Origin of the sequence: Micromonospora sp. DT63 (genome assembly GCF_049841615.1) — a bacterium.
Classification (GTDB): Bacteria; Actinomycetota; Actinomycetes; order Mycobacteriales; family Micromonosporaceae; genus Micromonospora.
The window spans coordinates 892100-917736 of the sequence record NZ_JBNCKQ010000002.1; the positions used below are offsets into that span (position 1 = coordinate 892100).

Genomic DNA, 25637 nt, shown 5'->3' on the forward strand with positions numbered 1-25637 from the left:
GGATCCCGTGAATTCCGATCTTCCGCGGATATCCCCCTCGATCCCTTCATGTCACACACATCGACGGAACACAGCGTGCTCGGAACCCTGACGAACGGTGACATCGCTCGAACTGACGCAAACCTGACTCACCGGCAACCGGTCGACCCCCACAGGGTTCGGTTAGTTTTCCGGTCCGGTGGACGGGACCTGTCGGCGAGCCCGACGCCGTGCAGTTCCCCCGCCCGACGCCGGAGGAGACACACCATGACAGTCCCCGCGCCGCGGGCCCGTCGACGGACGTCCATGCTGGGCCGGTCGATGCCGTTGCTGCTCATCGTCGCGCTGCTGGCACCGGTGGGGCTGCTCTTCGCATCCACGTGGCGGCACACCGGTGCCGACCGGAGCCTTGCCGACTCCGAACGACTCGGCGTGCAGTACCTGCGCGCCCTGGCCCCGGTCACCGAGGCACTTGTGGAAGCCCAGTCCGCGGCCGTGGCCGGACGCCCCGTTCCCGGCGAGCCGCTGAGCCGCGCGGTCGAGCAGGCCGCCACGGTGGACGCCCGCATCGGCGGGCAACTGCGCAGCCAGGAACGGTGGGCCGGGCTACGGGCCAAGGTGGAGGCGCTGCGCGACCGCAGCCCCGCCGACCCGGAGGCCGCCTACACCGCGTACGGCGAGGTCACCGACCTGCTGCTCGCCCTGCACCGCAAGGTCCGGGAGAGCTCGGGACTGGGCCGTGACCCGGGCGCCGACTCGTTCTTCCTGCAGGACAGCGCCGGTCAGAAGCTGCCCGAGGCGGTGGTGGCCGCCGGCCGGCTCGCCGACCTGGGTGCGCTCGCCACCCGACGGCCGGCCGCCGAACGGCCCCGCAGCCTGATGGAGCTGACCGGCCTGCGGGTGTCCGCCCTGTTGCCCGCGAACGAGGTGGTCGACAACCTGCGCTCCGCCGTGGACAGCTCGGAGAGCACCGACCTGGGCGCCAACGTGCTGACCCCGCTGGACGCCTATCAGCGGTCGGTGGAGGCGCTGGCCCTGTACTCGACCCCGAGCGGCGGGGGCACCGTCGACCAGGGTCAACTGACCGCGGCGGCGCTCAACTCCCGCAACGCCGCGCGCCAGCTCCAACCGGTCATCCTCGGCGAACTGGACGCCCTGCTCACCGAGCGGAGCGACGGGCTGGCCCGGGACCGCTGGCTGGCCGCCGGAGCGGGCGTGGCAGCCTTCCTGCTGCTGGCCTGGCTCGCCTGGATACTGATCGCCGCTGGTCGACGCGCACGTCGACGGGCCGCCACGCCGGACGCCGGAAACCCCGCCACCCCGCCGCCCGGCGACCCCTGGCAACCGTCGGCCCCGACCGGCCAACCGGCCGAGCTTCGACCGCTGCAACCGGTCGGCGCGGCCCACGAGCCGATCCTCGCGCAGTGGGGGCCGTTCGATGCTTCTCGGTAGGCTTCGAATCCGCGGAAAGCTCGCGCTGCTCGTGGTGATCCCCCTGCTCAGCATGGTCGGCCTCGCGGTGCCCGTGGTGCTGGACCGGGTGGCCGCCGCGCAACGCGCCGCCGACATCACCGAGCAGGTGCGGCTCGCCAGCCGGGTCGGCAGCCTCGTCCAGGACCTGCAACAGGAACGCATCCTGTCGGTCGGCTTCCTCCTGCGCCGGGTCGACCGCTCCGAGGTGATCCGCAAGGCCGCCGACGTGGACGATCGGGTGGCCGACCTGCGTGCCGACGGCGGCGACGCGCTGACCGAGCAGGTCGACCACGCGCTCGACGGGGTGTCCAGGCTCGGCGACCTCCGCAGGGCGGTGCTGGGTCGGTCCGCGAACCCCGGCCAGGTCATGGACGCGTTCGGCCCCGTCAACAAAGAGTTGATCGGATCGCTACGGCTGGTCTTCAACGTGGACACCGAGACGTTGCCCGGCCGCCAGGTGCTCGCCCTCGACGGGCTGCTGCGTGCCGACGAGGGCATCGGCACCTGCGCCACCCTGAGCATCCTGGTCAAGGCGATCGGCACTCCGGACACCACCGCCGGCTACGTGGCGTGCATCGCCGCACTTCAGGTCGACAACGCGCGCTTCCGCAGCCTGATCACTCCGGAGCAGCTCAAGGTGGCCCAGCTCAACGACGCCGCGGTGGCCGCGCGTACCAGCCCCGACTTCCTGATCACCAGCGCACGGGACCCGGCCGGCGCGGTCCGCGACGTGCCGTTGGAGGCGCTCTTCCCGGCCGTCCGCACGATGATCCGGCTCGGCCAGTTCGTCGAGAAGAAGATCGTCGCCGACGTTCTCGCCGAGGTGAAGGCCGACCAGCGGCGGGCGCTTACCGCCGCGTACCTGGTGGGTGCCGCGGCGGCGCTGATCCTGGCGCTTGTGGTGCTGCTCAGCGCGGCGGTCGCGCGCACGGTGGCCCGACCGCTGAGTCAGCTCACCCGCTCCGCCGACCGGGTCGCCCGGGTCGCCGAGGCGGAGTTGGTCCGGGTCACCGACGACGAGACGGAGCACGTCCAGTCCGTCCGGTTGGAACCGGTGGTCATCCGGTCCAACGACGAGATCGGTGACCTGGCCAAGGCCTTCGACCGGGTGCAGAACACCGCGGCCCAGCTGGTCGAGCGGCAGGTCGCCGGCCGGCGCAACGTGGCGCAGATGTTCGGCCACGTCGGTAGGCGTACGCAGAATCTGGTGAGTCGCCAGCTCGCGCTCATCGACCGGCTGGAGCAACAGGAGGCCGACGCGGGCCGCCTGGAACACCTGTACCGGCTCGACCACATCTCCAGCCGGCTGCGACGCAACGCCGGCAGCCTGGTGGTGCTCTCCGGCTCGGCCGGCGCCGACGCGCACACCGCGCCGGTGCCGCTGGCCGACGTGGTCCGGCTGGCGCTCGGCGAGATCGAGGACTACACCCGCGTCGAGGTGCAGGTGCCGGCCGGCATCGCCGCCGCTCCGGCGGTCGTCGGTGACCTCGTCCTGGCGCTGGCCGAGCTGATGGAGAACGCGACAGTCTTCTCCCCGCCGCACACCCGGGTGCTGGTGGCCGGCGAGACGTCCGGGCGGGGCGCCCGGATCACGGTGGTGGACAACGGCATCGGCATGAGCGAGCAGCGACTGGCCGAGGAGAACGCCCGACTCACCCGGCGCGAACGTCTCGACCTGGCGCCGACCGAGGTGCTCGGCCTCTTCGTGGTGGGCCGGCTGGCCCGCCGCCACGGCTGGGAGGTGAGCCTCGCCGCCACCGCGGGCGGCGGGGTGACCGCGCAGGTGGAGATCCCGCAGACGTCGCTGGTGCTGCGCCGCGCCGACCGGGCCGGGGCGACTGTCGCCCGGGCGGCCGTGCCGGACCGGGGCCGACGGCCCGCTCTCGACTCCGCCCGCGAAACCCGCACCCGCGCCGCCATCGCGGCACCTGCCGGATTCGACACGGACCTGCTCAGCCGGGCCACCCGCAGCCTGGAGTCGGGCCAGTCCTGGGACGCGTTCGGCGCTCGGGAAATCGTCGACACCGGCGTTCCCACCGCTACGGCAGCGGGTCCGGCCGCCACGGCACCCGGTCCGGCCGCCGCCCCGGACAGCCCGGCGACGGCGGCGGGTGCGACCGCCAGCCCCCGCATCCGGCAGCGGGTGCCCGGTGCCAGCCTCCCGGCCACCGCCACGCCGGCCCGGCCCGCAGACGCCAGCAGCGCCGACCCGGACGCGGCTCGCGCACTTGTCGAGGCGTTCCAGTCCGGCGTACGCCGGGCCGAGCTGAGCGTCCCGCCGGCCGCCGGCCGCCCCGTCGGGCAGTGGTCGATGCGGACGGCCACCGAGCCGACCACCAGCGCCGGCCCCACGCCGGAGGATCCGGGCGAGACGGTCGACCTGCCGGCCACCCCGGGCGGCCTCGGCCCCACGGTGGCGGACACCGCCGGACCCGCCCGGATCCGTCCCCGACTGAGCCGCCGGGTGCCCGGCGCCAACCTCACGGTCTCCCCGCCCTGCCAGCCGCCCAGCCAGCACCTCGGGGATCCGGCCGAGGTGCGCGACCTCATCACCGAGTTCGAGGCGGGCGTCGCCCGTGCTCTCCGCGAAGTCAGCCCAGACCGTCGGAACGAAGAAGGATCATCACGGTGACCAGCCCCTTCCTGCACGACAACGTCGAACACCAGAGCCAGCCCGGCGCCGTCGGGGACCTCAGTCCCGAGGCGCGCACGTTCAACTGGCTGCTGGACTCCTTCACCTCCAGCACAGCCGGGGTGCTGGAGGCGATCGCGGTCTCCTCGGACGGGCTGCTGATGGCCATGTCGGCGATCAAGGACCGCTCCAACGCGGAGCGGCTGGCCGCAGTGGTCTCCGGCATGACCAGCCTCGCCGGCGGCGCGGCCAGCTGGTACGCGCTCGGCGGCCTGAACCGGGTGATCGTCGACATGGCCGACGGCTACCTGCTGATCAGCGCGATCAGCAGTGGTTCCGTACTCGGCGTCGTCGCCGACCGGTCGGCGAACCTGGGCACCGTCGCGTACGAGATGACGCTCTTCGCCGGTCGGGCCGGTGGTGCGCTGACCCCGCGACTGATCGCCGAGCTGAAGAACGCCGTCCAGCAGTGACCCCCGACGTCGCCGGCGAGGACCCGGACCCGGAGCCCGGGACCCGGATCCGCCCCTACCTGCGCACGCCGCACCCGGGTGGGGGCGGCGTGCCGGCGGCGCCGGCGCCGCAGCAGAGCGGTGGCGGCCCGACAGGTCCGCGCCCGTTCGTGCTCACCTCCGGGCGGGTGGCCGGCGCGGATCCGGCGATCGGGCTGGAGACGCAGGTGACCCTGCGCCCGGACGGCGGCCGGTGGACCGAACCGCCGGTCGGCCTGCTGGCGCCGGAGCTCCAGGCGATCATCGCGCTCTGCGCCGAGCCGATCTCGGTGGCCGAACTCTCCGCCCGGACCCGGCTGCAGTTCGGCGTGACCCGGGTCCTGGTCGGCGACCTGCGGGCCGCCGGGCACCTGGACGTGCACGTCACCGACGCCGACGACGCCCTCGACCCCGACCTCATCCTGCGAGTGATTGATGGACTTCGTGCGATCTCCTGAATGGCCGGGCGTCCCGATCGGAGGGCTCGCCGGCAACAGCGCCACCGCCCGCTACAGCACGGCCCCGGGAACTCCTCCGGCGCTCGGGCGTGCCACGCCCCCGCCGCCGGGCCCACCACCGCCGTACCGGCCGCCGGCGGGCGACGGACCGCCCAACCGGCCACCCGCGGCGCCCCCCGTGCCGGTCAAGATTCTCGTCGCCGGCGGGTTCGGCGTGGGCAAGACCACCACTGTCGGGGCGATCTCCGAGATCGCGCCGCTGACCACCGAGGCCGAGATGACCAGCGCCGGGATCGGCGTGGACGACCCGGGCATACGGTCGACCAAGACCACCACGACCGTGGCGATGGATTTTGGTTGCGTGACCATCGACCGCAGCCTGAAGCTCTACCTGTTCGGCACTCCCGGGCAGGCGCGGTTCGGTTTCATGTGGGACGACCTGGCCCGGGGTGCGCTCGGCGCGCTGGTGGTGGTCGACAGCTCCCGACTGGACGACTGTTTCCCGGCGATCGACTTCTTCGAGCGGGCAGGGTTGCCGTTCGTGGTCGGGGTCAACGCGTTCGACGGACGACTGGCCCTGGAACTCGGCGAGATCCGGTGGGCGCTCGCCATCGGCGATCATGTTCCCCTGGTGCAGTTCGACGCCCGGGACCGGCTCTCGGTACGGGACGCTCTACTGGTCGTCCTGGACCGGGCGTTGGACCGGGCCACCCGGGACAGGAAGGCCTGAGCCGACCGGCTCCGGCCGTGGCGGGAAGGGGTGAGCTGTGAGGGGCGACCTGGACGAGACGCTGGCCCGGTTGGCCCGGCGCGAGGAGGCGCTGCGCCGGCGGGTCACCGATCGGGACGACACCGCGCCACCGCCGGGCCCGACCGCCGGGCAGGGCGCCGCCACGGGTGGGCGCAACGCCGGGCCCGCCCGGCACGATGGTCGCCACGCGGAACCGGAGAGCCCCGGCGACGTCGTCGGGTGGGGTCCGGTCGAGGAGGTGGCCGAGGCCGTCCGCCAGGTCGTCGGCGCCCACCCGGGCCTGGCGGTGACCGTCCGCGTCGAGCACGACGGTCGGACGTACCCGCTGCGGGTCTCCTGGAACGGCCCGGACGTCACGGTCGGCCCGGAACCGCCCGCGGCCCCGGTGCAACCCCCGCCGTCCTGGCCGCTGTCCGGTCGGACGGTTCCGGCGTGGGCACCCGGCCCGGACGGGTTGACCCCGGACCCGGCGGCCCGGCTGGCAGAGCTGATCCGGCGGGATCCGTCGCTGCTGGATGAGCTGGATCCGCGGCGCTGACCGCGCCGACGTGCTGACGGCGGCTACGGTCGGGCGGTGGCCCAACCCGACCTGACCCTGACGGCGAGCCTGCGGCCCGCGGCGCTGGACGCCCGACGGGGCATCGTGCGGCTGCACCCGGAGGCGCTGACCGCGCTGGGGCTGCGCCCCGGCGACCCGGTGCGACTGACGGGCCGCCGGGAGACCGCCGGGATCGTCGCCGCTGCCGGGTCGGGCGCGAGCAGCGCCCTGCTGTACGCCGACGACCTCACGCTGGGCAACCTGGGCCTGCGGGACGGCGCTCCGGTGCGGGTGTCGCCGCTGCCGCTGACCCCGGCGGCCCGGGTCACGTTGACCGGGCCGGTGCAGGTGCTGGCGTCGGTCAGCCCGGAGATGCTCCGGCTCGCCCTGCTCGGCAAGGTGGTCACGGCGGGCGACGACGTGTCGCTGCTGCCGCAGGACGTGCTGCCGGACGCCTCGACGCGCGGCCTCGTCGAGGCGGCCCGGCGCAGCCTCGCCACCACCGTCGGCTTCGCGTGGACCAGCACCCTGCTCACCGTGGTCGCCGTCGAGGAGTCCGCCGGGTCGCTGGTCACCATGGACACGGTGGTCGCCTGGGAGCACGGCCCGGCCACCCACGGCGAGCCCGCCGCGGCCCCGGCGTCCGGCGCGGCCCCGACGGTGGACGCGGCCGGCGACGTGCCGGACGTGGACGAGCTGCCCGGCCTGCGCGCCCAGGCCGAGGAGCTGACCGAACTGTTCGATCTCGGCTTTCACCACCGGGAGGTGCTGGGCCGGCTGGGCACCACCATCTCGCTGGGCGTGCTGCTCTCCGGGCCGGCCGGTTCCGGGAAGTCGGCGCTGGTCCGGGCCGTCGCCGCCCGGGTGGGCGCGCGCGTCCACCCGCTGTGGGCGCCCGAGGTGGCCGCGTTGACCAACCAGGCGGCGGCCGACCGGCTGCGCGCGGCGGCGACGACGGTTCGGGCCGGCGGACCGGCGGTGCTGCTGGTCACCGATGTGGAGGCGTTGGCACCGGCGGAGGAGCCCGGCCCGGTGGCCACGGTGTTCCGGCAGGTGCTCGCGGAAACCGTCCGGGCGGGTGTCGCAGTGGTCTGCACGACCGGGCGGCCCGAGGCGGTCGACCCGGCGCTGCGCGCACCGGACCTGTTGTCGCTGCGGATCAGCGTTCCGCTGCCCGATCCGGCCCTGCGCCGTGAGCAGCTCACCGTGCTGACCCGGCAGGTGCCGCTCGCCGACGACGTCCGGCTGGACGAGGTGGCCGGGCGTACCCCCGGGTTCGTGGCGGCGGACCTGGCCGCGCTGGTCCGGGAGGCCGGGGTGCGCGCCGCGCTGCGGCAGAAGTCCGCGCGGACGCCGACGGTGGCGATGGCCGACTTCACCGCCGCCCTGGAGGTGGTCCGGCCGACGACGATGGCGGCGTCCACCCTGGAGCTGGCGTCGGTGACCCTTGACGACGTCGGCGGTCTGGACGAGGTCAAGCAGACGCTTACCGAGTCGGTGCTGTGGCCGCTGACCTACCCGGACACGTTCGCCCGCCTCGGCGTGCAGCCACCGCGCGGCGTGCTGCTCTACGGCCCACCCGGCTGCGGCAAGACCTACCTGGTCACCGCGCTCGCCGGTTCGGGACGGGCGAACGTGCTCTCGGTGAAGGGCGCGGAGCTGCTCTCCAAGTGGGTGGGCGAGAGCGAACGTGCGGTACGCGAGTTGTTCCGCCGCGCCCGGGAGGCCGCCCCGACGCTGATCTTCCTGGACGAGGTGGACGCGTTGGCGCCGGTACGCGGGCAGGCGACCGACGGGGGCACCACCGATCGGGTGGTCGCCGCGCTGCTCACCGAACTGGACGGGGTGGAGACGCTGCGCAACGTGGTGGTGGTCGGGGCCACGAACCGGCCGGACCTGGTCGACCCCGCGCTGCTGCGACCCGGCCGGTTGGGGCGACTGGTCTACGTGCCGCCGCCGGACGGGCCGGCCCGCGCGGAGATCCTGCGCGCCGCGGCCCGGCACGTGCCGCTGGCGCCCGACGTCGACCTGGCCGCGCTCGGCGCGGAGCTGACCGGCTTCTCGGCGGCGGACTGCGCGGCGGTGGTCCGGGAGGCGGCGCTCGCGGCGATGCGGGAGTCCCTGGCCGCCGCCACGGTCACCGCCGCGCACGTGGCGGCCGCCCGCGAACGGGTCCGGCCGTCGCTCGATGCGGCCCAGGTCGCCTGGCTCGCCGCGTACGCCGCCGGCAGGGACTGAGCGCCGCGCCCAACCTTTTGCCGTACCCGGCGCGTTACCAGAGCGGCACGTTCCTCAGTGGAGAGATCCACTCGACGACAGGCGGTGTTCCTCTTGCGCAGGCTCCTCACTCTTCTCGTCGTCCCTCTGGTGGCCGCGGCCACCCTCACCACTGTCGGCTCGGCGGCGGCGCACCCGACGCCGTCGTTCCCGTCCCGGATCGCCCTGCCGGACGGGTTCAGCCCGGAGGGTCTGACCATCGGTCGGGGCACGACCGTCTACGTCGGTTCGGTCGGCAACGGCGCGGTCTGGCGGGGCGACGTCCGTACCGGGCGCGGCTCGGTGCTCATCCCGGGTGCGCCGGGCCGGGAGAAGGCCGGTCTCAAGCTCGACCCGCAGGGCCGGCTGTGGACCGCCGACTTCTCCTCCGGCGGAGCCAGCGTCCACCACGGCGGCACCGGCGCCCAACTGGCCCACTACCAGTTCACCGACGAGCCGGGCAGCATCGTCAACGACCTCGTGGTCACCAGCCGCGCCGTCTACTTCACCGACTCGGCCCGACCGGCGCTGTACGTCGTACCGCTGCTTCCGGGTGGTCGGCTGCCCGCCGCCGGCGCCGCGCGGGTCCTGCCGCTGCGCGGCCCGGCCGCGACGCCCGACGCGTTCAACAACGGGATCGTGGCGCTGCCCGACGGTGACCTGCTGGTCGCGCAGATGCTGACCGGCCGGCTGGTACGCGTCGACCCGCGCACCGGCGCGAGCCGTGTCTTCGACCTCGGCGGCTACTCGGTGGACCGGGCTGACGGGCTGGTGCTGCGCGGTCACACCCTCTACGTGATCCGCAACCTGACAAACGTCATCGCTGTCGTCGGGCTGAACGCCGACTACACCGTCGGCGTGGTGCGCCGGGAGATCACCGGTCCGGCCCTGCGGTCGCCGGCCACCGGCGACCTGCTCGGCTCGGCGCTGTACGTGGTGAACGGCCGGTTCGACGTCGAACCCGGCCCGGACGTCGACTACGACATCGTCCGTCTCCCGGCCTGATCGAGCGCGGTCGGCGGCGGCCCGTCCGGGTCACCGCCGACCGTCCCGGCCCGGGCCGATCGGGCGCGGGTCAGTCCGGCACGGGTCAGTCCGTGGGGAGGAGCGGGCCGAGCGGGCCGAGGTCCAGGTTCAGGTCCTCCGGGGCCAGACCGAAGTGCTCGCGCAGCCCCGCCATCTGCTCCTCCAGCGCCATCAGGGTGACGCCGATGCGCTCGACCTGCTCCTCGGTGAGGTCACCGAGGTCCACCCGGCGCAGCGCCTGCCGCTCCATCAGCTGGCGCAGCAACTCGACGACGGTGAGCACCAGGCTGGCCAGTCCCCGCTCGACCGAGTCACGGTCCACCGCGATCCGGCGGTCCAACGGCGTGACCCGGGGTGGCCGCCACGACTGCGCGTCGAGCGCGGCGATCAACTCGCCCGCGTCGTCCCGGCCGGTCATCCGACATCCTCAGGTGGCGTCAGCGCGCCGACCGACGCGACGAGCGCCCGCAACGAGATCCGGACCAGGTCGACGTCGGCGATGGACAACGTGATGTCGCCGCTGATCACCACGCCGGTGGCGAGCACCCGGTCGAGGAGGTCGACCAGGGCGACCGGCCGGTAGGCCAGCGGATCGTCCGCGCTGCTCGGCGCGAGAGCGGTGGTCACCGCGACTCCCCGCCAGCGCCGGCGGGCTCCGGCCGTTCCGCCACGAAGGAGTACGCCGGCCACGGCCCGGTCAGCTCCAGCCGCAGGCCCGGATGACGGGAGCCCAACGAGCCGACCAGGTCGGTGAAGCGGGGCAGCGCCGCGGTGTCGACGAGGTACGCCCCGTTGAGCGCCATCGGTGCGGGCACCCCGGAGAGCCGCCGGTCCTGTGGGGCGTGCCGGCGTCCCGCCACGGCCACCTCGCACAGGGCGACGTGCACGGCGTCCGCTGCCGCGCTCGCCACCTGCTGGTGTTCCTCGCGGGCGGTCAACTGGGCACGCCTGCGGCGCAGGTACGCCGTCCCCACCCCACCGCCGCCCACCCCGGCGACGCTGGGCGCGGACGCCCCCGGCACCAGGTAGCCCTTGACGCCCCACTCGCCGCGCCCGGTCAAGCGGGCCAGGGTGGCGGACAGCTCGGCCCGCCGGGCCGCGAGCGACGCGGCGACCCGCCCGTCGTCGGTGTGCACGGTGGCGAGTCGGGCCGGCACCACCGGCCCCTGTCGGGCGAGCGCCTCGACCACTGCATGGTGCGTCCGCGCGGCCCGCTCCAACCAGACCAGGTCCTCCAGGTTGCGGCGCAGCGGCTCCTCGCCGTACTCGTCGAGCGGGGCGGTGCTGACGACCGCGACCAGCCCGGCGGCCGACACCGCGCGGACCGGGACGCCACCCATCCCGGCGACCGTCGCCAGCGCCACCCGGTCGACGTCCCGCACCACGCCGTGCAGCCAGACCCCGGTCACCGCGGCACGCCGCTCGGGAGCCACCTCAGCCGTCGAACTCATCCCACTCCTCCACCTCGGCGTCGCGACGTCGCGCCCGGGCCGCCACCCGGGGCCGCCGCTCCGCCTCGACCTGCTCCGGATCGCGCGGTCCCGGCTCCACCGGAGGGCGGGCACGGGAGCTGAGCCACGGGTCGTGCTCCCACCAGTCGATGCCGATCTGGCGTGCCGTGTCCACCGATGCGATGACCAGCCGCAGCTTCAACGTCAGCAGCTCGATGTCGAGCAGGCTGACCCGGATGTCCCCGGCGATGACGATGCCCCGGTCGAGCACCCGCTCCAGGATGTCGCCCAGGTTGGCCGGCTCGTGGCCGGCGGGCAGCACCTGGCCCGAGTTCTGCACCACCGAGGGCGGCTGCCCAGCGGTCATCTCAGCCCACCTCACCCTTTCCGCGCTGGTAGCGGCGCACCCGCCGATAGCCGAGCAGGTTCCCCTCGATGTCCAACTCCACCTCGTACAGGCCGAGCAGGTCTGTCGAGTTGGGGATCCGGCGTGCCTCCACCACCTCCACCCCGACCAGCCAACCGTCCTCGGTGGGCTCCAGCGACGTGGTCACGGAGGGCTCGCGGCCGGTCAACTCGACGAGCTGCCGCAGGCCCGCACGAGCCGCCTCGGCCGCCGACACGGGCTGCAGGTAATCCTCGTCGGCCGGCTCACGCTCGCGGGCCCTCGCGTCGTCGGTCACGGCGCACTCTCCTCTCCCGGACTGGGCCACGAGATCGTCCGTCAGCGGACGCCGAGCCCTCGGAACGCCGGCCCGCTCCCCCGGTGAGCCGGTCCAGCACCCGCTGCTCGGCGCGGTCGCGTTCCTCGGCGCTGAGTTCGCCGGCCGCCACGGCGGCGTCCAGCTCCTCCAGCTCGCGCCGGACGTTCACGGGGTTCCGCTGACGCGACTCGGCCTCCCGGGCCACCACAGCGACCACTGCGGTCAACCCGCGCACGGGGGCGTACGGCAGGGTCAGCAGCGCCCAGAGCAGGTCCACCGTCAGCCCGCCAACTGGTGGGCGTCGACGAAGTCGTACGGGGCGAGCGGCCCGAGCAGTCGCAGCCGCAGCAGCCCCCGCCGGTCCTGGGCGTACTGCTCCAGCACGTCGATGAGGTCCGCCTCGGTGTCGGTGTCCACCAGCAGCGCCACGTGCCCCGCGTCCATCTCGTGGGTCGGCGGGCGCAGTTGCGTGGTCACCACGTACTCGGCCGTGACGTCGAGCAGCCGCCGGTTCTCCGCCTCACGGCGCAACTCCACAGCCTGGCTGATCAGCTCCCCGAGTCGGATCCGGGGCTCCCTGCTGGCCGCCTCGCCCCGACCCCGTACCTGCTCGGCGAGCCGAGCGGCGTTCGGGTTCTCGTCGAGGACGGCGCGCAGCAACGCCCGCTCGTCGAAGCGGCCCTGCACCACGTACTGCACCCGGCCCTCGAACTCGGCGAGCGCGGCGGCGAACCGGTCGTGGTGCGGCCGGAGCAGGTCGAGCACCGCGTCCGGCCCGGTGACGACGGTGCCGAAGCGCACCGGCAGCACCGGCGCCACGGCCGCCGTCCCGTCGAGCAGCTCCTGGTACGCCCGCAGGTCCGCCGACTGGCCCAGCGGCGCGTCCAGCGGCACCTCGCTGACCAGGGCCGCGAGGTCTCCGTGCCGGATGACAGTCACCTCGCCGGGTGGGTCGCCGACCCCGGCCGCGTCGGGTGTCGCCTCCACGTCCGCCGGCACCAGCCCGTAGATGAACAGTCCCGTGTCGTCCGCCATGTCAGCTCCTCCCGAGGTCCCGCACCGTGCCGGTGGCGTCGTCGGTGACGTCCCGCACGGAGCCCGTGACGTCCCGGACCGAACCGGTGACCTCGCGGACCGCGCCGGTGACGCCACCGACGAGGCCGGCCAATCCCTCGCCCTCGCCCGGGTCGAGGTCGAGCCGGTCGACCGCCTCGGCGAACCGCAGGTACGTCTCGATACTCGCCACGGTCACCCGGGCGTTGATCTCCACGAGGGGAATGCCGATGACCCCGACCGTCACCTGCGCGTCGATCACGATGCCCTTGTCGAGCACCGTCTCCACGACGTCGGCGAGCCCGCCGGCGGCACCCCCCACACGTTCCAGGGCCCCGCCAACGGCGTCACCGCCGGAGGCGAGCGTCACTCCTCCTCCTCCCGGCGGCGGCGTACCACGGGTCGGCGCGGCGGCTCCGATCCCCGGCGCACCGGCGGCCGGGGCCGCTGCGGCTCCTCGCGCGGCTGCGGGCGGCGGGCCCGCTCGGGCGCACGACGACGGGGTGGCGGCGGCGGCTCCTCCTCGTCGGGCTCGTCCGCGTACCCCTCGTCGTAGCCGTCCTCGTACGCCTCGTACTCCTCGTCGTACTCCGGCTCGGCCGGTCGCCGGGGTGGCCGCTGACGCAGTCGCCCGCCGGGCCGGCGGCGCGGCTCCTCCTCGGGCGGCTCCTGGTCGGCGTACTCCTCGTCATCCGGCTCGGTCGGAGCCTGGCCGCGCCCTTCCCGGCCGCGCTCCCGCTGCTCGCGCTGCTCCCGGTCTTCGCGCAGGCCGGTTTCGTGGTCCTTGACCACCTGGGAGTCGCGGATCTCGCCGCGCCAGCCCTGCACCTGGTCCGGGTCGAGCGCCACCTCGGTCATGACGTGCCGGACGAAGTGCTTCAACTCCAGCCGCACCCGCCGGCCCTGGGCCCGCCACAGGTTGCCGGTGTGCTCGAAGAGGCCCTGCGGGTGGTACTCGAGCACCACCAGGATGCGGGTCAGGTCGGGGGTGATCCCGTGGAAGCTGACGGTGCCGTCGACCGAGCCCTTCTCGCCCTTCGAACGCCAGTGGATGAGCCGGTCCGGCACCTGGCGGATGATCGTCGACTCCCACGTCCGGTGCGACCAGAAGACCTGCGCCTTCCAGGTCATCTTCTCGGCCTCGTCGTTCTCCGCCTGCTCGACCTTCTTCATGAAGCTCGGGAAGTCGCCGAACTGCGTCCACTGGTTGTACGCGGCTCGCACCGGTACACCAACCTCGATCGTCTCGACGATGTTGGTGACCTTCTGCTTCTTGCCGCCCTTACCGCCCTTGCCGCCCACGCGGCCGAGAGCCGACATCACTTTCTCCTTACCGCCGGCCACCCCGGCATGCACCATCGCCTTCATCGGTGAGCCGCCCTCGGCCAGCTTCTGCGCGCCGGTGGCGGCGGCGATCAGGCCCGGTCCTCCGCCCTGGCGCGCGTACTCGCTCAGGCGGCCCGTCGCACCGGTGATCCGCTCCGTCACCACGCTCACCGCGCGATCGCCGATCGCCCCGGCCAGGTTGCGCACCTCGTCGGCCAACTGGCCGCGGAGCTTGTCGCCGAGGCCTCCCGGTTTGGTGTCTCCCGCCATGGTCACCGCCCCCGTCGCTGCCCGGCCGCGTCGTTCCGGTCGCTCGTCGCGCCGCGATCGGCGCTCTGGTTGCCGTTGCCGCTCCGACTGCCGTCACCGCCGTTGTCGCCGTCGCTGTTGCCGCTCTGGTTGCCGGTGCGGCGGCGCAGCGCGTCGGCGGAGCCGCGCAGCCGGCCGGTGAGCGCGTCGACGCCGCTGCCGGCCGCGGCGGTCGCGGCGGACCGACCGGCGTTGACCAGCGGCCCGCCCAGCCGGCTCAGGTTGCTCAACTGCGGGGACGACTGGAGGAGGTCGCCACCTCGTTTCAGCAGACCGCCCGGGTCGCGGCTCGCCCGGCCGGCGGCCACCGCCGCGGCCAGGGTCAGGGCGGTACGCAGTTTGCGTCGGCGGCCCAGCAGGTAGCCGAAGCCCACCGCCAGCCCGATTCGTGTTCCGGTCTTCATCAGGTCTCCCTCGCTCCCCGGTGGGTCCGGGACCGTCTGCCCGCGCAGGGGCCGGAGAAGGGCTACCGGGGAATAGCGCGCGCCACGCCCTCGATCAGACGTCCCGTATCTGCGGACCCGGCGGGCAGTACCCGGGGGAATTGCCGCGAAACCGCTCCGACAATTTCCGTGAGCGCGGCACCGGAGACATTCGGAAAGACGGCACCCAGCGGCACAGACAGGACTTTCAGGCGGTCTTGAGCAGGGAGGACACCAACGACGACGAAAGAGTGGAGCAGTTTCAGAGAGCGGGAGGCGTCGAATCGAGGCAGATTTCGGCGTGCACCTTTCCGCCGTCCTCACGCAGTTTCGCACCGCATTTTTCGAGAACTGCTACCGCGCCGACATTGTCCGACGTCGTCTCGGCGACCACGGCTCGCATGCCCGCGCGGGCGGCGACGTTGAGCAGTTCCCGCAGGGCCGCCGCGCCGATCCCCTGACCGCGCGCCGACAGGCCGAGCCACATGCCGGTCTCCACCGTGCCCGGCTCGTCACAGCGCGTCATCCGGATCATGCCGACCACCTCGCCGCCGACGAGGATCGCGTACATCTGGGAGCCGGTCGGGCCGTCCAGACCGGCGAAACTCGCCCGGTGGAACTCACGGAACGCCTCCCGGCGGGCGAGCGACCAGCCAGCGGGAGCCTCGACCGGAGGCATCACCTCACCCGGCTCGGCCTCGGCAGCCGCTACGGAGAGCAATGGCTCCAAGTTCTGCTCGTCCACCGGCTCAAGCCGGACCGCACCCGCCACGTGCCGCAGTCTGCCGGCCTCATCGGCCGAAGTCCACCCCATTGGACATCCACTGGCGGTCCGGCTACCCGTACCGGCCGGTCGGCCGGTTAGGGTGTTTCTCCTCACGCTCCGTCGTCATCTGGCCTATGGGGCGACCACCCCGAAGTCGCAGAACACCACCGAGGCGTCGTCGGTGGGCTTGTGCCTTCGCAGCCGGTCGGGATGATCGCGCTCGGCGTCGCGGACCCGGCCCAGCAGCCCGGCTGGCCCCTCGACGCTCAGCAGGTCCAGCAACCCCGCCCAGTCGGTCAGCCCGAACTGCTCGACCGCACTGGACGCGCCGTCGCTGAGCAGCGCGGCCCGGCGCAGGGCAGCCGGACCGCGCCGGGGCGCCGTCCCGGTCACCGCGTGGAAGGCCGCGTCGGGGTCGGCGGCGGCCACCCAGTAGCCGTGGGTGCGGTTCATTCGTTCCCGTTGGACGCCTACCGCGTGCCGGAACCGCGCGACCGGGTCCGCCGCGCGGGCCGGCACGGTCGCGACCGTCTGCCGCAGCTCGGCCATCGCCGTGTCCAGCCGGTCGTCGGTCACCACGCTGACCTGCCCGCCGACGTCCAGCACCAACGGGCTGTCGCAGAGCACCAGGTAGTCCACCTGGTCGCCGCAGTCCCGCAGCAGGCAGACAGTGCTGGACGGGGTGCCCGGATGGTCGAGGTCGCACTGCCCACCGTGGTCGGCGCGGACGGCGAGGATGGCCGCTGCCAGGTTGCTCGTCAGGCGGGCCGCCGGACGGGCCGCCTCGGCCACACCGAGCCGGGCCGCCAGGTGTCGGACGTACCACTCCGGGCCGTGGACGCAGCCGGTGTCGAAGCCGTCCGGCACTGTCGCGCCGTCCAGGACGCCGACCAGCGGGCCGAACTGAAAGACCAGGTCCTCGTTGACCGACCGGCCCGGGGCCGGCGCGGACGCGGAGCGTACGCGCATCATCGGCGCCGGCCCCGTCGCATCAGCGCTGCCGAAGCTGGTCGGCGGACGCATGCGCCTGTCCCTGCACCTGACCGGCGGCCGAGCGACCCTGGTCGCGTACCGCGGACATCCCCTGCTGGGCGCTGGAGCGCACCGACTGGGCCGCCTGCTGCGCGGGCTCCCGCAGGTTGTCCTGCATCTGGTGGCCGACCTGGCTCGCCTGCTCGCGCAGCTCACCCGAGTGCTCGCTCACCATCTCCCTCGCCCGGCCGGCGAGTTGCCGTTCCCGCCCGCTCGGCGGAATCAGCGAGGCGGCCAGCAGACCGACGCCGAAGGCGACCAGCCCGGCTGCCAACGGATTGCCCTGCGCCTGCTCGCGGGACTGCTGCCCGAGCGACCGGGTCTCGTCGCGGACGGAACCGGCGGCGTACGACATCCGCTGGCCGGCCTCCTGCCCGAGGTGATTCGAGCTGCCCATCATCTTCTCCTTCGCTCGGGTGAGAGCGCCGCGAGCCTGCCCGACGCTGTCACCGGCGATCCGACGCGGGTTGACCTTGTCGGCCAGGGCGTCGACGTCACTGCTCAACTCGTTGCGGGTGGTCTCGATCTCCCGCCGGATCCGATCCGGATCACTGGACATGGTCTGCTCTCCCTACCGACTCGGTCACCGGCCCCGCAGGGCGTCCGGCAACTCCCGGGCGGTCTGCTTCGTTCGGGGCAGGACCGCACGTGCCCGCTTCAGCTGGGTCCGCGCGTTGAGGAACAGGCCACCGGCGACGGCGGCCCAGAGGATCGCGACGATCAGCGCCGCCCACCCCTGGTCCATCGCGTTGGAAAGCCCCCACCACACGGCGTACGACACGAAGAGCACGGCGAGGAACCCGGCCAGCCCCGCAGCGCCGAACATACCGCCGGACTTGCCCGCCTGGGTCACCTCCTCGCGCAGCTCGGCCTTGGCCAGTTCGACCTCCTTGCGCACCAGGGTGGACATGTCCCGGGTCACGTCGCCGAGGAGGTCGCCAACCGATGCCTGGGTCCGCTCCTTCTCCGGGGCGCTCACGGTGCCACCCCGCCGGGCAGGTCCGACTGCGGCCGACCGGCGGGCGAGACGTTCTGGGCCCGCGCCGCCCCCACGTACGGCTGCTGTTGACCGGTCTCCGCCGGTGCGCCCTGCGGGGCGGGCTGGGCTGCGCCCTGGGGCGCGGGCTGGGCGCTCGGCGTGCCCGGGCTCCAGCCGTTGCCGGAGGCCGACGCCGTCAGGCCACGGGTGAGCCGTCCGACCAGCAGCCCGGCCACTGCCGCGCCGGCCAGGAAGGTCCCCGGGTGGCGCCGCGCGTAACTGCGCACGTCGTCGAGCACCTCGCCGGGTTCACGCTCGTCGAGCCAGCCGGCGGCCTGCTGGGCGGCGTCAGCCACCCGGCGTACCGCCTGGCCGGCCAGCCCGGAATCACCGTCGCGCTCGGCCATCGACCCCAGTTCACGACCAATGTCGCGCAGGCCCTCGGCGGCCCGCCGCTGCTGCGTCTGTGCCTGCTCTCGAAGCTGTCCGCCGGCCTGGCCGGTCAGCTGCCGGGCCTGTCTGCGCGCCTCGGCGGCCACCTGCCCGCCCTGGTCGGCGGCGGTGTGGGCGACCTGCCCACCGGCCTGCGTGGCCTGGTGGCCGACTCGGGACGCCTCCTGCCGGGCCTGCTGCCCGCTACCGCTCGGTGTGCCGCTCTGGTTCGTTGCCGTCATGCCCCGCTCCCCTCCTGGGTGCTCGGTCGCCTGGCGACCCCGGAACGTCCGTCGCCTACCCGCCGGGCCCGCCGACATGCGAACCGGTCGACGCGCCGACGGGGAAAGACCACCGATCAGGGCCAACGGACCGCATCGGAGGCAGCACGGACGGTAGCGTCAGCAACAGCCATCTCCGGAGTCTCCGGACGACCGGACCCGGCAGGAACGGTGAGTCCGGCGGATCGCGGACGGCGGTGTCCGGACCGCGCAGACCGTCCACAGCGTCAGGGGGATCGCATGTTGAAGCGGTTGCACGAATCGGGGCTCAAGGCGGAACACATGTACATGGCGGGCTTCGCCAGCATCGGCCTGTCGTTCACCAGCTGGTTCCTGTCCAGGCACCTGGAGCGGGCCGGTGTGGCGCGCGCGGACCGGTGGGGCATCTTCATCGGCGAGTGGGCGCCGACGTTCTTCGCCATCGGCAACGGCCTGCAGGGGTACGAGAAGAAGTAGGGCCGGCGGGCTCAGCGACGGCGGTTGCGGGCGCGCGACGAGCGGAGCCGGCGGAGCCGGCCGATCAGCACCGGGTCGGCGGCGAGCGCCGCCGGATTGTCCAGCAGCCCGTTGAGCAGTTGGTAGTACCGGGTGGAGGAGACGCCGAAGGTGTCCCGGACGGCCTGCTCCTTGGCGCCGGCGTGCCGCCACCACTGCTGCTCGAAGGCGAGGATGGCCAGTTCGCGCGCGGTCAGGCCCGCCGGGGGCGCGGCCGGGGCGGTGGCCGTCTCGTCGTCTGCCGCTTCGGTGTCGGCCGGCGGGGCGTCGTCGGTGCTCTCGACGGGCGGTGCCGGGCGGGGGGTCGGGACGCTGGGCGCGACACCGCCGGCCAGCTCGCCCGGACGAGCGTCGGTGGACGGCTCGGGAGCGGTAGGCGCGGCGTCGGCGGGCATGACGTTCAGCCTAGCCAGGGCCGACCACTGTCGCAGCAGCCGGCACGGCCGGCTCCGCACGTCGGAAAACCCGACGGTGGGGCCGGCCGTGCCGTTGACTCCGTGACGTCGATCAGGTGATGTCGCGTCGACGCATCGTCCAGAGCGCCGCGCCGAGGATCACCACGACCCCGATCGAGAACAGTACGGACGACTGCTGCCAGGTGATGTCCATGGTGTCCGGCTTGCACTCCCCGGAGTAGGTGGCGTTGCAGGCGTCCCAGTCCTGCAGTGTCACCTTCTTGGTCATCCACGCCAGGGCGTAGGTGGGCAGCAGCCACGCCTCGGCGAACTTCACGCTGGCCATCGACAGCAGAATGCCCAGGCCGAACTGGCCGACCACCATGAGCGCCACGACACCACCGAGGGCCATCGCGGTGTGCCGGCCCAGCGAGGCCAGCGCGAAGCCGATGGTGGTGAGCACGAGCACCAGCGCCACGCCGCGTACCCCGGTCAGGGCGAACGACTGCCAGGCACCCGAGGTCATCTTCTCGGTGCTGCCCCGGAAGCTGGCCACCGCCCAGAACCCGGCGAACCACAGCACCGCGGCGGGCAGCGTCACCGCCAGGATGCCGGTGAGCAGCGCGGCCAGCTTGGTGAGCAGTACGGTGAGCCGCTTCGGCCGCCAGAGCAGCAGGTTCATCATGCCGCCGGTGCTCCACTCGGCGCCGACGAAGGACGCGCCGATGACGAACCCGACCAGGGCGAGGATCGCCGCGAACGGGACCAGTGTCTCGTCGAACGTCTTGCGGAAGTTGAACGTCGAGGGCAGGAACCACTCCGCCTCGATCTGGTCCCGCGACGGGGCCGTGATCACCGAGCAGTCGTCGGGGTAGCGGCCGTCGTTCGACGTGCCGGCCGTCTTGGCCTGCTCGCAGTTGACCCGCTCCTGCTCGCTCCAGCGGACCTGCTCCTGGTACTGCTGGTCGGCCTGACGCTCGGCCTTGGCGAGCTGACCGGCGTCGATCTTGTGGTTGGTGAAGAAGACACCGACCACTACCGCGGCCAGCACCAGCAGGCCGAGAAGCGTCATGTAGCGGGTGAAGCGCCGCTTGGTCAGCCGGCGCAGCTCCGTCCGAAAGAGGCTCACGCGCCCCACCCTCCCGCGGTGGCGCCGGGCTGACCCGTCCCACCAACCTTCGTGGACTCGTCAACCTGGCGGTGCTGGCCGGGGACCGGCGCGGTGGCGGTCAGTTCGAGGAAGACGCTCTCCAGGTCGACCGCGATCGGGGCCAGCTCGCTGACGTACAGGTTGTGCTCGGCGAGCAGCCGGGTCACGGTGGCCGGCTTGTCGACACCGCTCAGCATCAGGTGGTCGGGGTGCCCGGTGACCCGGATCCCGGCCCGGGTGAGGGCCTCGGTGGCCGTCGGCAGGTCGCTGACCGCCTCCAGGCGGACCCGGACCGCGCCGGACGAGTGCTGGGCGAGCACCTCGTCGACCGGGCCGAAGGCGACCCGTCGGCCGAGCGAGATGATGGTGACCGAGTCGCAGATCAGCTGGATCTCGCCGAGGATGTGGCTGGACAGCAGCACTGTCATCCCGGATTCGGCGAGCGTCCGCATCAGCGTGCGCATCTCCCGGATGCCGCCCGGGTCGAGGCCGTTGGCCGGCTCGTCGAGGATGAGCAGCGTCGGGTTCTTCAGCAGGGCGGACGCGACCGCGAGCCGCTGCTTCATGCCCAGCGAGTACGTCTTGACGCGCTCGCCGGCGCGGTCGCGCAGCCCGACCAGCTCCAGCACCTCGTCGACCCGCGTGGCGGGCACCTCCCCGGCCCCGGCCAGCAGGGACAGCGTGTCCCGGGCCGAGAAGTGCGGGAAGAACTGCGGGCTCTCGACGATCGCGCCGACGTTGCCGGCGACGGTGGGCAGCGCGGCGGGAACCTCGTGCCCGAGCAGCGTCATCCGGCCACCGTCGGGCCGGATGAGGCCGAGCAGCGTACGCAGCGTGGTCGTCTTGCCGGACCCGTTGGGGCCCAGGAAGCCGTGCACCTGCCCCGCGTCGACCCGCATGTCGAAGCCGTCGAGCGCGTTGCGGGTGCCGCGTCGACGACTCTTGTACGTCTTACGTAGACCTTCGATCTCCAGGACAGCTGGCAAGCTGCACCTCCCCCGATGGTGGGCGTGACAGCCGACACCATACGCGGTATGCAGCGCCGCGCAATACCCGGTATGCATCGACACGCCGATCGATGCGTTTCAGCTACGGAGTGTCGCCATTCAGGCGCAGACGACCTGCACGCCGGCCGCCCGGAAGGCGTCCACGAGCTCCGGGGCCGCCCCCGAGTCGGTCACCAGCGTCTCGACCCGCTCGACCGGGCAGATGCGGGCGAAGGCGTGACCGCCCAACTTGGACGAGTCCGCGATGATCACGACCCGCTTGGCGCGGGCCACCATCAGGTTGTTCATGGCCGCCTCACCCTCGTGGTGCGCGGCGGCGCCGAGTTGCGGGTCGATCGCGTCCACGCCGAGCAACGCGACATCCAGGGTGACCTCCCGCAGCAGCGCACCGCCCAGCGGGCCGACCAGCTCGAACGACTTCGGCCGCACCACCCCGCCGGCGACCACCACCTTCATCCGCGACCGCACGAGCAGCTCGTTGGCGATGTTCAGCGCGTTGGTCACCACCGTGAGCTGGGCACCCTCGGCGCTGGTGTTCAGGTCCGGTCGTACGGCGAGGGCCCGGGCCACCTCCGTGCTGGTGGTGCCACCGTTGAGGCCGACCACGGTGCCGGGCGTGACGAGCGCCGCGGCGGCGGCGCCGATCCGCTGCTTCTCAGCCGAGTGCTTGGCCGTCTTGTAGCGCAGCGGCAGGTCGTACGAGACACCGTTGGCGACCGCGCCACCCCGGGTCCTGGTGATCATCTGCTGCTGGGCGAGCTGGTCGAAGTCACGTCGGATGGTGGCCTGGGAGACGTCCAGCCGCTCGGCGGCCGCCTCGACGCTGACCCGGCCGTTGTCGGTCAGCATCTCCAGCAGGGCGTTCCATCTGGCGTACCGGTCCACCGCGGGGGCCCTCCCAGCAACTGCACGCTCGGTGATTGATTGCGTGCACACTAGTGCGCGAAACTAGCCTGGCGCAAAAGGCTCATCTGCGCGATCGGCCGGGCGGTTGCCACGACGACCCCGCTTCGCGCAGAATAACGCGCGAAATACGGGTGTAACGAGCCGTATTGCGCAGACAGGTCGGCCCGGCGAGGAGTTTCCCATGGCGTACGTGGACGCGGAGATCGCGAGCCAGCCCGACTGTTGGCGGGAGGCCGCCGAGCTGTCCGGTGCCGTACGCGGCGACCTTCCCCGCCCCGGCGAGCGGGTCGCCGTCGTCGGTTGCGGCACGTCGTGGTTCATGGCGATGGCGTACGCGGCCCGCCGCGAGCAGGCCGGCCAGGGCGAGACCGACGCGTTCCAGGCGTCCGAGTTCCCGGCCGGCCGCCACTACGACCGGCTGATCGCGATCACCCGCTCCGGCACCACCACCGAGGTGCTGGAGCTGCTCGCCGCGCTGCGCGGACGGACACCCACCACAGTCATCGTCGGCGACCCGGCCGCGCCGGCGGTCGACCTGGCCACGGCCGCGGTGACCATGCCGTTCGCCGACGAGCGGTCGGTGGTGCAGACCCGTTTCGCGACGACCGCGCTGGCCCTGCTCCGGGCACACCTCGGCGACCCGGTGACCGCGCTCGCCGCCGACGCCGAGGTGGCGGTGCGCTCCCCGCTGCCGATCGACCCGGCCACCATCGGGCAGGCCACCTTCCTCGGCCGGGGGTGGACGGTCGGCCTCGCCCAGGAGGCCGCGCTGAAGTGCCGCGAGGCGGCCACCTTCTGGGCCGAGGCGTACCCGGCGATGGACTACCGGCACGGCCCCATCTCGATCGCCGCACCGGGGCGGCTCGTGTGGGCGTTCGGCGAGCTGCCCGAGGGGCTGCCCGAGGACGTGGCCGCCACCGGCGCGGCCTTCGTGCACAGCCGTACACACGGCTGGCGCACGGTGCTCGGCAGCTGGTCCGCCGGTCGTACGCCGGTGGACCCGATGGCCGACCTGATCCTGGCCCAGCGCTTCGCGGTCGCCCTGGCGACCAGCCGGGGCCTCGACCCCGACGCGCCCCGGCACCTCAGCCGGTCCGTGGTGCTGGCATGAGCGCGAGGAGTGAGCCGGGGTTGCGAGCCCCGCAGTCGCGAACCGAGCCTGCACCGTGAGCGGTGCCGTGAGCGGTGCCGTGAGCGATGACCGGGTGGTCGTGGCGCTGGACGTCGGCGGCACCGGCATGAAGTGCGCCCTGGTCCGACCGGACGGCGTCGTCGTACACACCGAGCGACACCCCACCGACGCCGCGCGCGGCCCGGCCCCCGTGCTCGACACCATCCTCGACGTGGCCGACGGGCTGATCGGCAAGGCCCGAGCCGACGGCCTCACCCCGGTCGCGACAGGCATCGCCGTCCCCGGGGTGGTGGACGAGGCGCGCGGGGTCGCGGTCTGGTCGGCGAACGTGGGCTTCCGGGACGTACCGCTGCGGGACCTGGCCGTGACGCGGCTCGGGCTGCCCACAGCGCTCGGCCACGACGTGCGCGCCGGCGGCCTCGCCGAGGCCCGGCTCGGCGCCGGGCGCGACGCCGACCACGTGCTCTTCGTGGCGATCGGCACCGGCATCGCCGCCGCGTACGTCGTCGACGGCTCGGCCGCCGTCGGCGCGCACGGCGCCGCCGGGGAGATCGGCCACATCCTGGTCCGTCCCGACGGCCCGCGCTGCGGCTGCGGGCGACCCGGTTGCCTGGAGGCGGTCGCCTCGGCGGCCGCGATCGGCCGCCGCTACAGCGAGCTGGCCGGCGACGGCGCGGAGCAGATGCCCGGTGCCGCCGTGACGGCCGCCATGGTGGCCGAGCGGGCGGCCGCCGGTGAGCCCCTCGCCAGCCGGGTCTGGCAGGAGGCGGTCGAGGCCCTCGCCGACGGCCTCGCCACCGGGCAGGCGCTGTTCGACGTGTCGACGATCGTGCTCGGCGGCGGCCTGGCCCAGGCGGGCGACGGCCTCCTCGGCCCACTGCGGGCGGCGCTGCACGAGCGGATGACCTTCCACCGGGAGCCGCGGCTGGTCGCGGCGGCCCTCGGTGACGAGGCGGGCTGCCTCGGCGCCGCCCTGCTCGCGCTGGACGCCGCGGGCGTCCGTGACACGGACGCCGCCCGCGTCCTTGACCATCAGGAGGAGCGATGACCGTACGGGTAAACGGCAAAGTGGTGACCCCGACCGGTGTCATCCGGCAGGGCTGCGTCGAGTGGGACGGCGACCGCATCACGGCCGTGGCCGAGTATCCGTCGGTCCGCGACGGACACTGGATCCTGCCGGGCTTCGTCGACATGCACACCCACGGCGGCGGCGGGCACACCTTCACCACCGGGGACGCCGACCAGGCGCGCGCCGCGGCCGGCTTCCACCTGGCGCACGGCACCACGACGCTGCTGGCCAGCCTGGTCAGCGCGCCCTTTGCGGTGATGCGCTCGGCCACCGAGGCGTTCGCGCCGCTGGTCGACGAGGGCGTGCTGGCGGGCGTCCACTTCGAGGGCCCCTACCTCTCCGCGGCCCGTTGCGGGGCACAGAACCCGGAGTACCTGCGCGACCCGTCGACGGACGAGCTGACCGAGCTGATCGAGTTGGGTCGGGGCGCGATCCGCATGGTCACCCTCGCCCCGGAACGCGACGGCGCGCTGGAGGCGATCAAGCTGCTCACCACCCACCGCGTGGTGGCGGCCGTGGGCCACACCGACGCCACCTACGAGCAGACCGGCGCCGCCATCGCTGCCGGCGCGAGCGTGGGTACGCACCTGTTCAACGGCATGCGGCCCGTGCACCATCGCGAGCCGGGCCCGGTGGTGGCCATGCTCGACGCGCCGACCGTGATCTGTGAACTGGTCGCCGACGGGGTGCACCTGCACGACGGCATCCTGACCTTCACCACCGCGACAGTCGGCCCGGACCGCGCCGCGCTCATCACCGACGCGATGGCCGCCGCGGGAATGGCCGACGGCGAGTACGAGTTGGGCGGTCAGGCCGTCACGGTGACCGACGGGGTGGCCCGACTCGCCCGCGACGGCGCGATCGCCGGCAGCACACTGACCATGGACGCGGCGCTGCGACACGCCGTGCACGCCGGAATCCCGATGGCCGACGCCGCCCGGATGGTGGCCACCACCCCGGCCCGCGCCATCGGCCTGGGCGACCGGGTCGGTGCCCTCCAGGTCGGCCTCCGCGCCGACCTGGTCGTGCTCGACGACGACCTCAACGTGGTGCGGGTGCTGCGCGGCGGCTCCTGGGTGGAGTGACGCGCCTGGGCTGCCCCTCCCGTCGCGCTCGCCGCGCGC

31 protein-coding genes are annotated in these 25637 nt (G+C 73.5%); 12 read left to right on the plus strand and 19 right to left on the minus strand.

The window, feature by feature from the left end:
• Positions 1-246: 246 nt before the first annotated feature.
• The 8 genes from ACLQ27_RS10965 (at position 247) to ACLQ27_RS11000 (ending at position 9583) form a co-directional block, all read left to right on the plus strand.
• Positions 247-1431 carry a hypothetical protein gene (locus tag ACLQ27_RS10965; RefSeq protein WP_425866584.1) on the plus strand — a complete coding sequence of 395 codons (1185 nt, stop codon included), beginning with the start codon at positions 247-249 and terminating at the stop codon, positions 1429-1431.
• On the plus strand, positions 1418-4084 hold the full coding sequence (locus ACLQ27_RS10970; protein ID WP_425866586.1) for a nitrate- and nitrite sensing domain-containing protein: 2667 nt from the start codon (positions 1418-1420) through the stop codon (positions 4082-4084). Before ACLQ27_RS10965 ends, ACLQ27_RS10970 begins: the two co-directional genes overlap by 14 nt.
• Positions 4081-4557: a roadblock/LC7 domain-containing protein gene (locus ACLQ27_RS10975; RefSeq protein ID WP_234583325.1), complete on the plus strand. Its 477-nt coding sequence runs from the start codon at positions 4081-4083 to the stop codon at positions 4555-4557. The genes ACLQ27_RS10970 and ACLQ27_RS10975 overlap by 4 nt, the downstream gene beginning before the upstream one ends.
• Entirely contained in the window at positions 4554-5033 is a 480-nt protein-coding gene (locus ACLQ27_RS10980) for a DUF742 domain-containing protein (RefSeq protein WP_425866588.1), read from the plus strand. Before ACLQ27_RS10975 ends, ACLQ27_RS10980 begins: the two co-directional genes overlap by 4 nt.
• Positions 5011-5763 (plus strand): GTP-binding protein, encoded by a 753-nt coding sequence (locus ACLQ27_RS10985; RefSeq protein WP_234583327.1) that lies wholly within the window; start codon positions 5011-5013, stop codon positions 5761-5763. Before ACLQ27_RS10980 ends, ACLQ27_RS10985 begins: the two co-directional genes overlap by 23 nt.
• A 37-nt stretch (positions 5764-5800) precedes the next feature.
• Entirely contained in the window at positions 5801-6322 is a 522-nt protein-coding gene (locus tag ACLQ27_RS10990) for a hypothetical protein (protein ID WP_234583328.1), read from the plus strand.
• 36 nt (positions 6323-6358) lie between these two features.
• Positions 6359-8560, plus strand: a complete 2202-nt coding sequence (locus tag ACLQ27_RS10995; RefSeq protein ID WP_425866590.1) for an AAA family ATPase — start codon at positions 6359-6361, stop codon at positions 8558-8560.
• Positions 8561-8653: 93 nt separating this feature from the next.
• On the plus strand, positions 8654-9583 hold the full coding sequence (locus tag ACLQ27_RS11000) for an SMP-30/gluconolactonase/LRE family protein (protein WP_357494861.1): 930 nt from the start codon (positions 8654-8656) through the stop codon (positions 9581-9583).
• An 85-nt stretch (positions 9584-9668) separates the two neighbouring features.
• Here ACLQ27_RS11000 and ACLQ27_RS11005 read toward each other — a convergent pair whose 3' ends face one another.
• The 15 genes from ACLQ27_RS11005 to ACLQ27_RS11075 form a co-directional block, all read right to left on the minus strand.
• Positions 9669-10022, minus strand: a complete 354-nt coding sequence (locus ACLQ27_RS11005) for a gas vesicle protein K (protein ID WP_357494863.1) — start codon at positions 10020-10022, stop codon at positions 9669-9671.
• Positions 10019-10231, minus strand: a complete 213-nt coding sequence (locus ACLQ27_RS11010; RefSeq protein ID WP_357494865.1) for a gas vesicle protein — start codon at positions 10229-10231, stop codon at positions 10019-10021. The genes ACLQ27_RS11005 and ACLQ27_RS11010 overlap by 4 nt, the downstream gene beginning before the upstream one ends.
• On the minus strand, positions 10228-11055 hold the full coding sequence (locus tag ACLQ27_RS11015; RefSeq protein WP_357494867.1) for a GvpL/GvpF family gas vesicle protein: 828 nt from the start codon (positions 11053-11055) through the stop codon (positions 10228-10230). Before ACLQ27_RS11015 ends, ACLQ27_RS11010 begins: the two co-directional genes overlap by 4 nt.
• Positions 11039-11422: a gas vesicle protein gene (locus tag ACLQ27_RS11020; protein ID WP_234583334.1), complete on the minus strand. Its 384-nt coding sequence runs from the start codon at positions 11420-11422 to the stop codon at positions 11039-11041. The genes ACLQ27_RS11015 and ACLQ27_RS11020 overlap by 17 nt, the downstream gene beginning before the upstream one ends.
• Position 11423: 1 nt before the next feature.
• A complete protein-coding gene (locus ACLQ27_RS11025; RefSeq protein WP_234583335.1) occupies positions 11424-11738 on the minus strand; it encodes a gas vesicle protein in 315 nt (104 codons plus the stop codon).
• Positions 11707-12036: a gas vesicle protein GvpG gene (locus tag ACLQ27_RS11030; RefSeq protein ID WP_357494870.1), complete on the minus strand. Its 330-nt coding sequence runs from the start codon at positions 12034-12036 to the stop codon at positions 11707-11709. Before ACLQ27_RS11030 ends, ACLQ27_RS11025 begins: the two co-directional genes overlap by 32 nt.
• A gap of 2 nt (positions 12037-12038) precedes the next feature.
• Positions 12039-12794: a GvpL/GvpF family gas vesicle protein gene (locus ACLQ27_RS11035; protein WP_234583337.1), complete on the minus strand. Its 756-nt coding sequence runs from the start codon at positions 12792-12794 to the stop codon at positions 12039-12041.
• A 1-nt stretch (position 12795) separates the two neighbouring features.
• Entirely contained in the window at positions 12796-13182 is a 387-nt protein-coding gene (gvpJ, locus tag ACLQ27_RS11040) for a gas vesicle protein GvpJ (protein WP_425866593.1), read from the minus strand.
• Positions 13179-14408, minus strand: a complete 1230-nt coding sequence (locus ACLQ27_RS11045) for an SRPBCC family protein (protein WP_357494872.1) — start codon at positions 14406-14408, stop codon at positions 13179-13181. The genes gvpJ and ACLQ27_RS11045 overlap by 4 nt, the downstream gene beginning before the upstream one ends.
• 2 nt (positions 14409-14410) lie before the next feature.
• Entirely contained in the window at positions 14411-14851 is a 441-nt protein-coding gene (locus ACLQ27_RS11050; protein ID WP_357494874.1) for a hypothetical protein, read from the minus strand.
• 280 nt (positions 14852-15131) lie between these two features.
• A complete protein-coding gene (locus ACLQ27_RS11055; protein WP_234583340.1) occupies positions 15132-15641 on the minus strand; it encodes a GNAT family N-acetyltransferase in 510 nt (169 codons plus the stop codon).
• Between the two features lie 126 nt (positions 15642-15767).
• Positions 15768-16658 (minus strand): hypothetical protein, encoded by an 891-nt coding sequence (locus ACLQ27_RS11060; protein ID WP_357574999.1) that lies wholly within the window; start codon positions 16656-16658, stop codon positions 15768-15770.
• Positions 16627-17226, minus strand: coding sequence for a DUF3618 domain-containing protein (locus ACLQ27_RS11065; protein WP_357494876.1), 600 nt, complete (start codon positions 17224-17226; stop codon positions 16627-16629). Before ACLQ27_RS11065 ends, ACLQ27_RS11060 begins: the two co-directional genes overlap by 32 nt.
• Positions 17227-17250: 24 nt before the next feature.
• Positions 17251-17646, minus strand: coding sequence for a phage holin family protein (locus ACLQ27_RS11070; protein WP_234583343.1), 396 nt, complete (start codon positions 17644-17646; stop codon positions 17251-17253).
• Entirely contained in the window at positions 17643-18320 is a 678-nt protein-coding gene (locus ACLQ27_RS11075; protein WP_357574998.1) for a hypothetical protein, read from the minus strand. Before ACLQ27_RS11075 ends, ACLQ27_RS11070 begins: the two co-directional genes overlap by 4 nt.
• A 279-nt stretch (positions 18321-18599) precedes the next feature.
• On the opposite strand from ACLQ27_RS11075, the gene ACLQ27_RS11080 reads away from it, so the two are divergent.
• Positions 18600-18815, plus strand: coding sequence for a hypothetical protein (locus tag ACLQ27_RS11080; protein WP_234583345.1), 216 nt, complete (start codon positions 18600-18602; stop codon positions 18813-18815).
• An 11-nt stretch (positions 18816-18826) separates the two neighbouring features.
• On the opposite strand, the gene ACLQ27_RS11085 is transcribed toward ACLQ27_RS11080, so the two are convergent.
• From ACLQ27_RS11085 to ACLQ27_RS11100, 4 genes are all read right to left on the minus strand, one after another.
• The gene (locus ACLQ27_RS11085; RefSeq protein ID WP_357494880.1) at positions 18827-19249 is read right to left on the minus strand and encodes a DUF3263 domain-containing protein; all 423 of its coding nucleotides are present in this window, start codon (positions 19247-19249) and stop codon (positions 18827-18829) included.
• Between the two features lie 112 nt (positions 19250-19361).
• Positions 19362-20378: an ABC transporter permease subunit gene (locus ACLQ27_RS11090; protein ID WP_357574997.1), complete on the minus strand. Its 1017-nt coding sequence runs from the start codon at positions 20376-20378 to the stop codon at positions 19362-19364.
• On the minus strand, positions 20375-21385 hold the full coding sequence (locus tag ACLQ27_RS11095) for an ATP-binding cassette domain-containing protein (protein ID WP_357574996.1): 1011 nt from the start codon (positions 21383-21385) through the stop codon (positions 20375-20377). The genes ACLQ27_RS11090 and ACLQ27_RS11095 overlap by 4 nt, the downstream gene beginning before the upstream one ends.
• Positions 21386-21505: 120 nt before the next feature.
• Positions 21506-22291, minus strand: a complete 786-nt coding sequence (locus ACLQ27_RS11100; protein WP_357494885.1) for a DeoR/GlpR family DNA-binding transcription regulator — start codon at positions 22289-22291, stop codon at positions 21506-21508.
• 202 nt (positions 22292-22493) lie between these two features.
• Between ACLQ27_RS11100 and ACLQ27_RS11105 the strand changes: the two genes are divergently transcribed.
• The 3 genes from ACLQ27_RS11105 to nagA all read left to right on the plus strand — a co-directional run bounded on the left by ACLQ27_RS11105 (position 22494) and on the right by nagA (position 25598).
• Entirely contained in the window at positions 22494-23423 is a 930-nt protein-coding gene (locus ACLQ27_RS11105) for an SIS domain-containing protein (RefSeq protein ID WP_234583348.1), read from the plus strand.
• A gap of 67 nt (positions 23424-23490) precedes the next feature.
• Complete coding sequence (locus ACLQ27_RS11110) at positions 23491-24492, plus strand: ROK family protein (RefSeq protein ID WP_425866599.1); 1002 nt, start codon at positions 23491-23493, stop codon at positions 24490-24492.
• Positions 24489-25598, plus strand: coding sequence for an N-acetylglucosamine-6-phosphate deacetylase (gene nagA / locus ACLQ27_RS11115; protein ID WP_357494889.1), 1110 nt, complete (start codon positions 24489-24491; stop codon positions 25596-25598). Before ACLQ27_RS11110 ends, nagA begins: the two co-directional genes overlap by 4 nt.
• Positions 25599-25637: the final 39 nt, after the last annotated feature.

Coding starts and splice junctions, on each gene's coding strand:
- ACLQ27_RS10965 (WP_425866584.1), top strand. CDS start 247: ATGACAGTCCCCGCGCCGCGGGCCCGTCGACGGACGTCCATGCTGGGC.
- ACLQ27_RS10970 (WP_425866586.1), top strand. CDS start 1,418: ATGCTTCTCGGTAGGCTTCGAATCCGCGGAAAGCTCGCGCTGCTCGTG.
- ACLQ27_RS10985 (WP_234583327.1), top strand. CDS start 5,011: ATGGACTTCGTGCGATCTCCTGAATGGCCGGGCGTCCCGATCGGAGGG.
- ACLQ27_RS11005 (WP_357494863.1), bottom strand. CDS start 10,022: ATGACCGGCCGGGACGACGCGGGCGAGTTGATCGCCGCGCTCGACGCG.
- ACLQ27_RS11015 (WP_357494867.1), bottom strand. CDS start 11,055: ATGAGTTCGACGGCTGAGGTGGCTCCCGAGCGGCGTGCCGCGGTGACC.
- ACLQ27_RS11020 (WP_234583334.1), bottom strand. CDS start 11,422: ATGACCGCTGGGCAGCCGCCCTCGGTGGTGCAGAACTCGGGCCAGGTG.
- ACLQ27_RS11035 (WP_234583337.1), bottom strand. CDS start 12,794: ATGGCGGACGACACGGGACTGTTCATCTACGGGCTGGTGCCGGCGGAC.
- ACLQ27_RS11045 (WP_357494872.1), bottom strand. CDS start 14,408: ATGGCGGGAGACACCAAACCGGGAGGCCTCGGCGACAAGCTCCGCGGC.
- ACLQ27_RS11050 (WP_357494874.1), bottom strand. CDS start 14,851: ATGAAGACCGGAACACGAATCGGGCTGGCGGTGGGCTTCGGCTACCTG.
- ACLQ27_RS11060 (WP_357574999.1), bottom strand. CDS start 16,658: ATGCGTCCGCCGACCAGCTTCGGCAGCGCTGATGCGACGGGGCCGGCG.
- ACLQ27_RS11065 (WP_357494876.1), bottom strand. CDS start 17,226: ATGTCCAGTGATCCGGATCGGATCCGGCGGGAGATCGAGACCACCCGC.
- ACLQ27_RS11075 (WP_357574998.1), bottom strand. CDS start 18,320: ATGACGGCAACGAACCAGAGCGGCACACCGAGCGGTAGCGGGCAGCAG.
- ACLQ27_RS11080 (WP_234583345.1), top strand. CDS start 18,600: ATGTTGAAGCGGTTGCACGAATCGGGGCTCAAGGCGGAACACATGTAC.
- ACLQ27_RS11085 (WP_357494880.1), bottom strand. CDS start 19,249: ATGCCCGCCGACGCCGCGCCTACCGCTCCCGAGCCGTCCACCGACGCT.
- ACLQ27_RS11105 (WP_234583348.1), top strand. CDS start 22,494: ATGGCGTACGTGGACGCGGAGATCGCGAGCCAGCCCGACTGTTGGCGG.
- nagA (WP_357494889.1), top strand. CDS start 24,489: ATGACCGTACGGGTAAACGGCAAAGTGGTGACCCCGACCGGTGTCATC.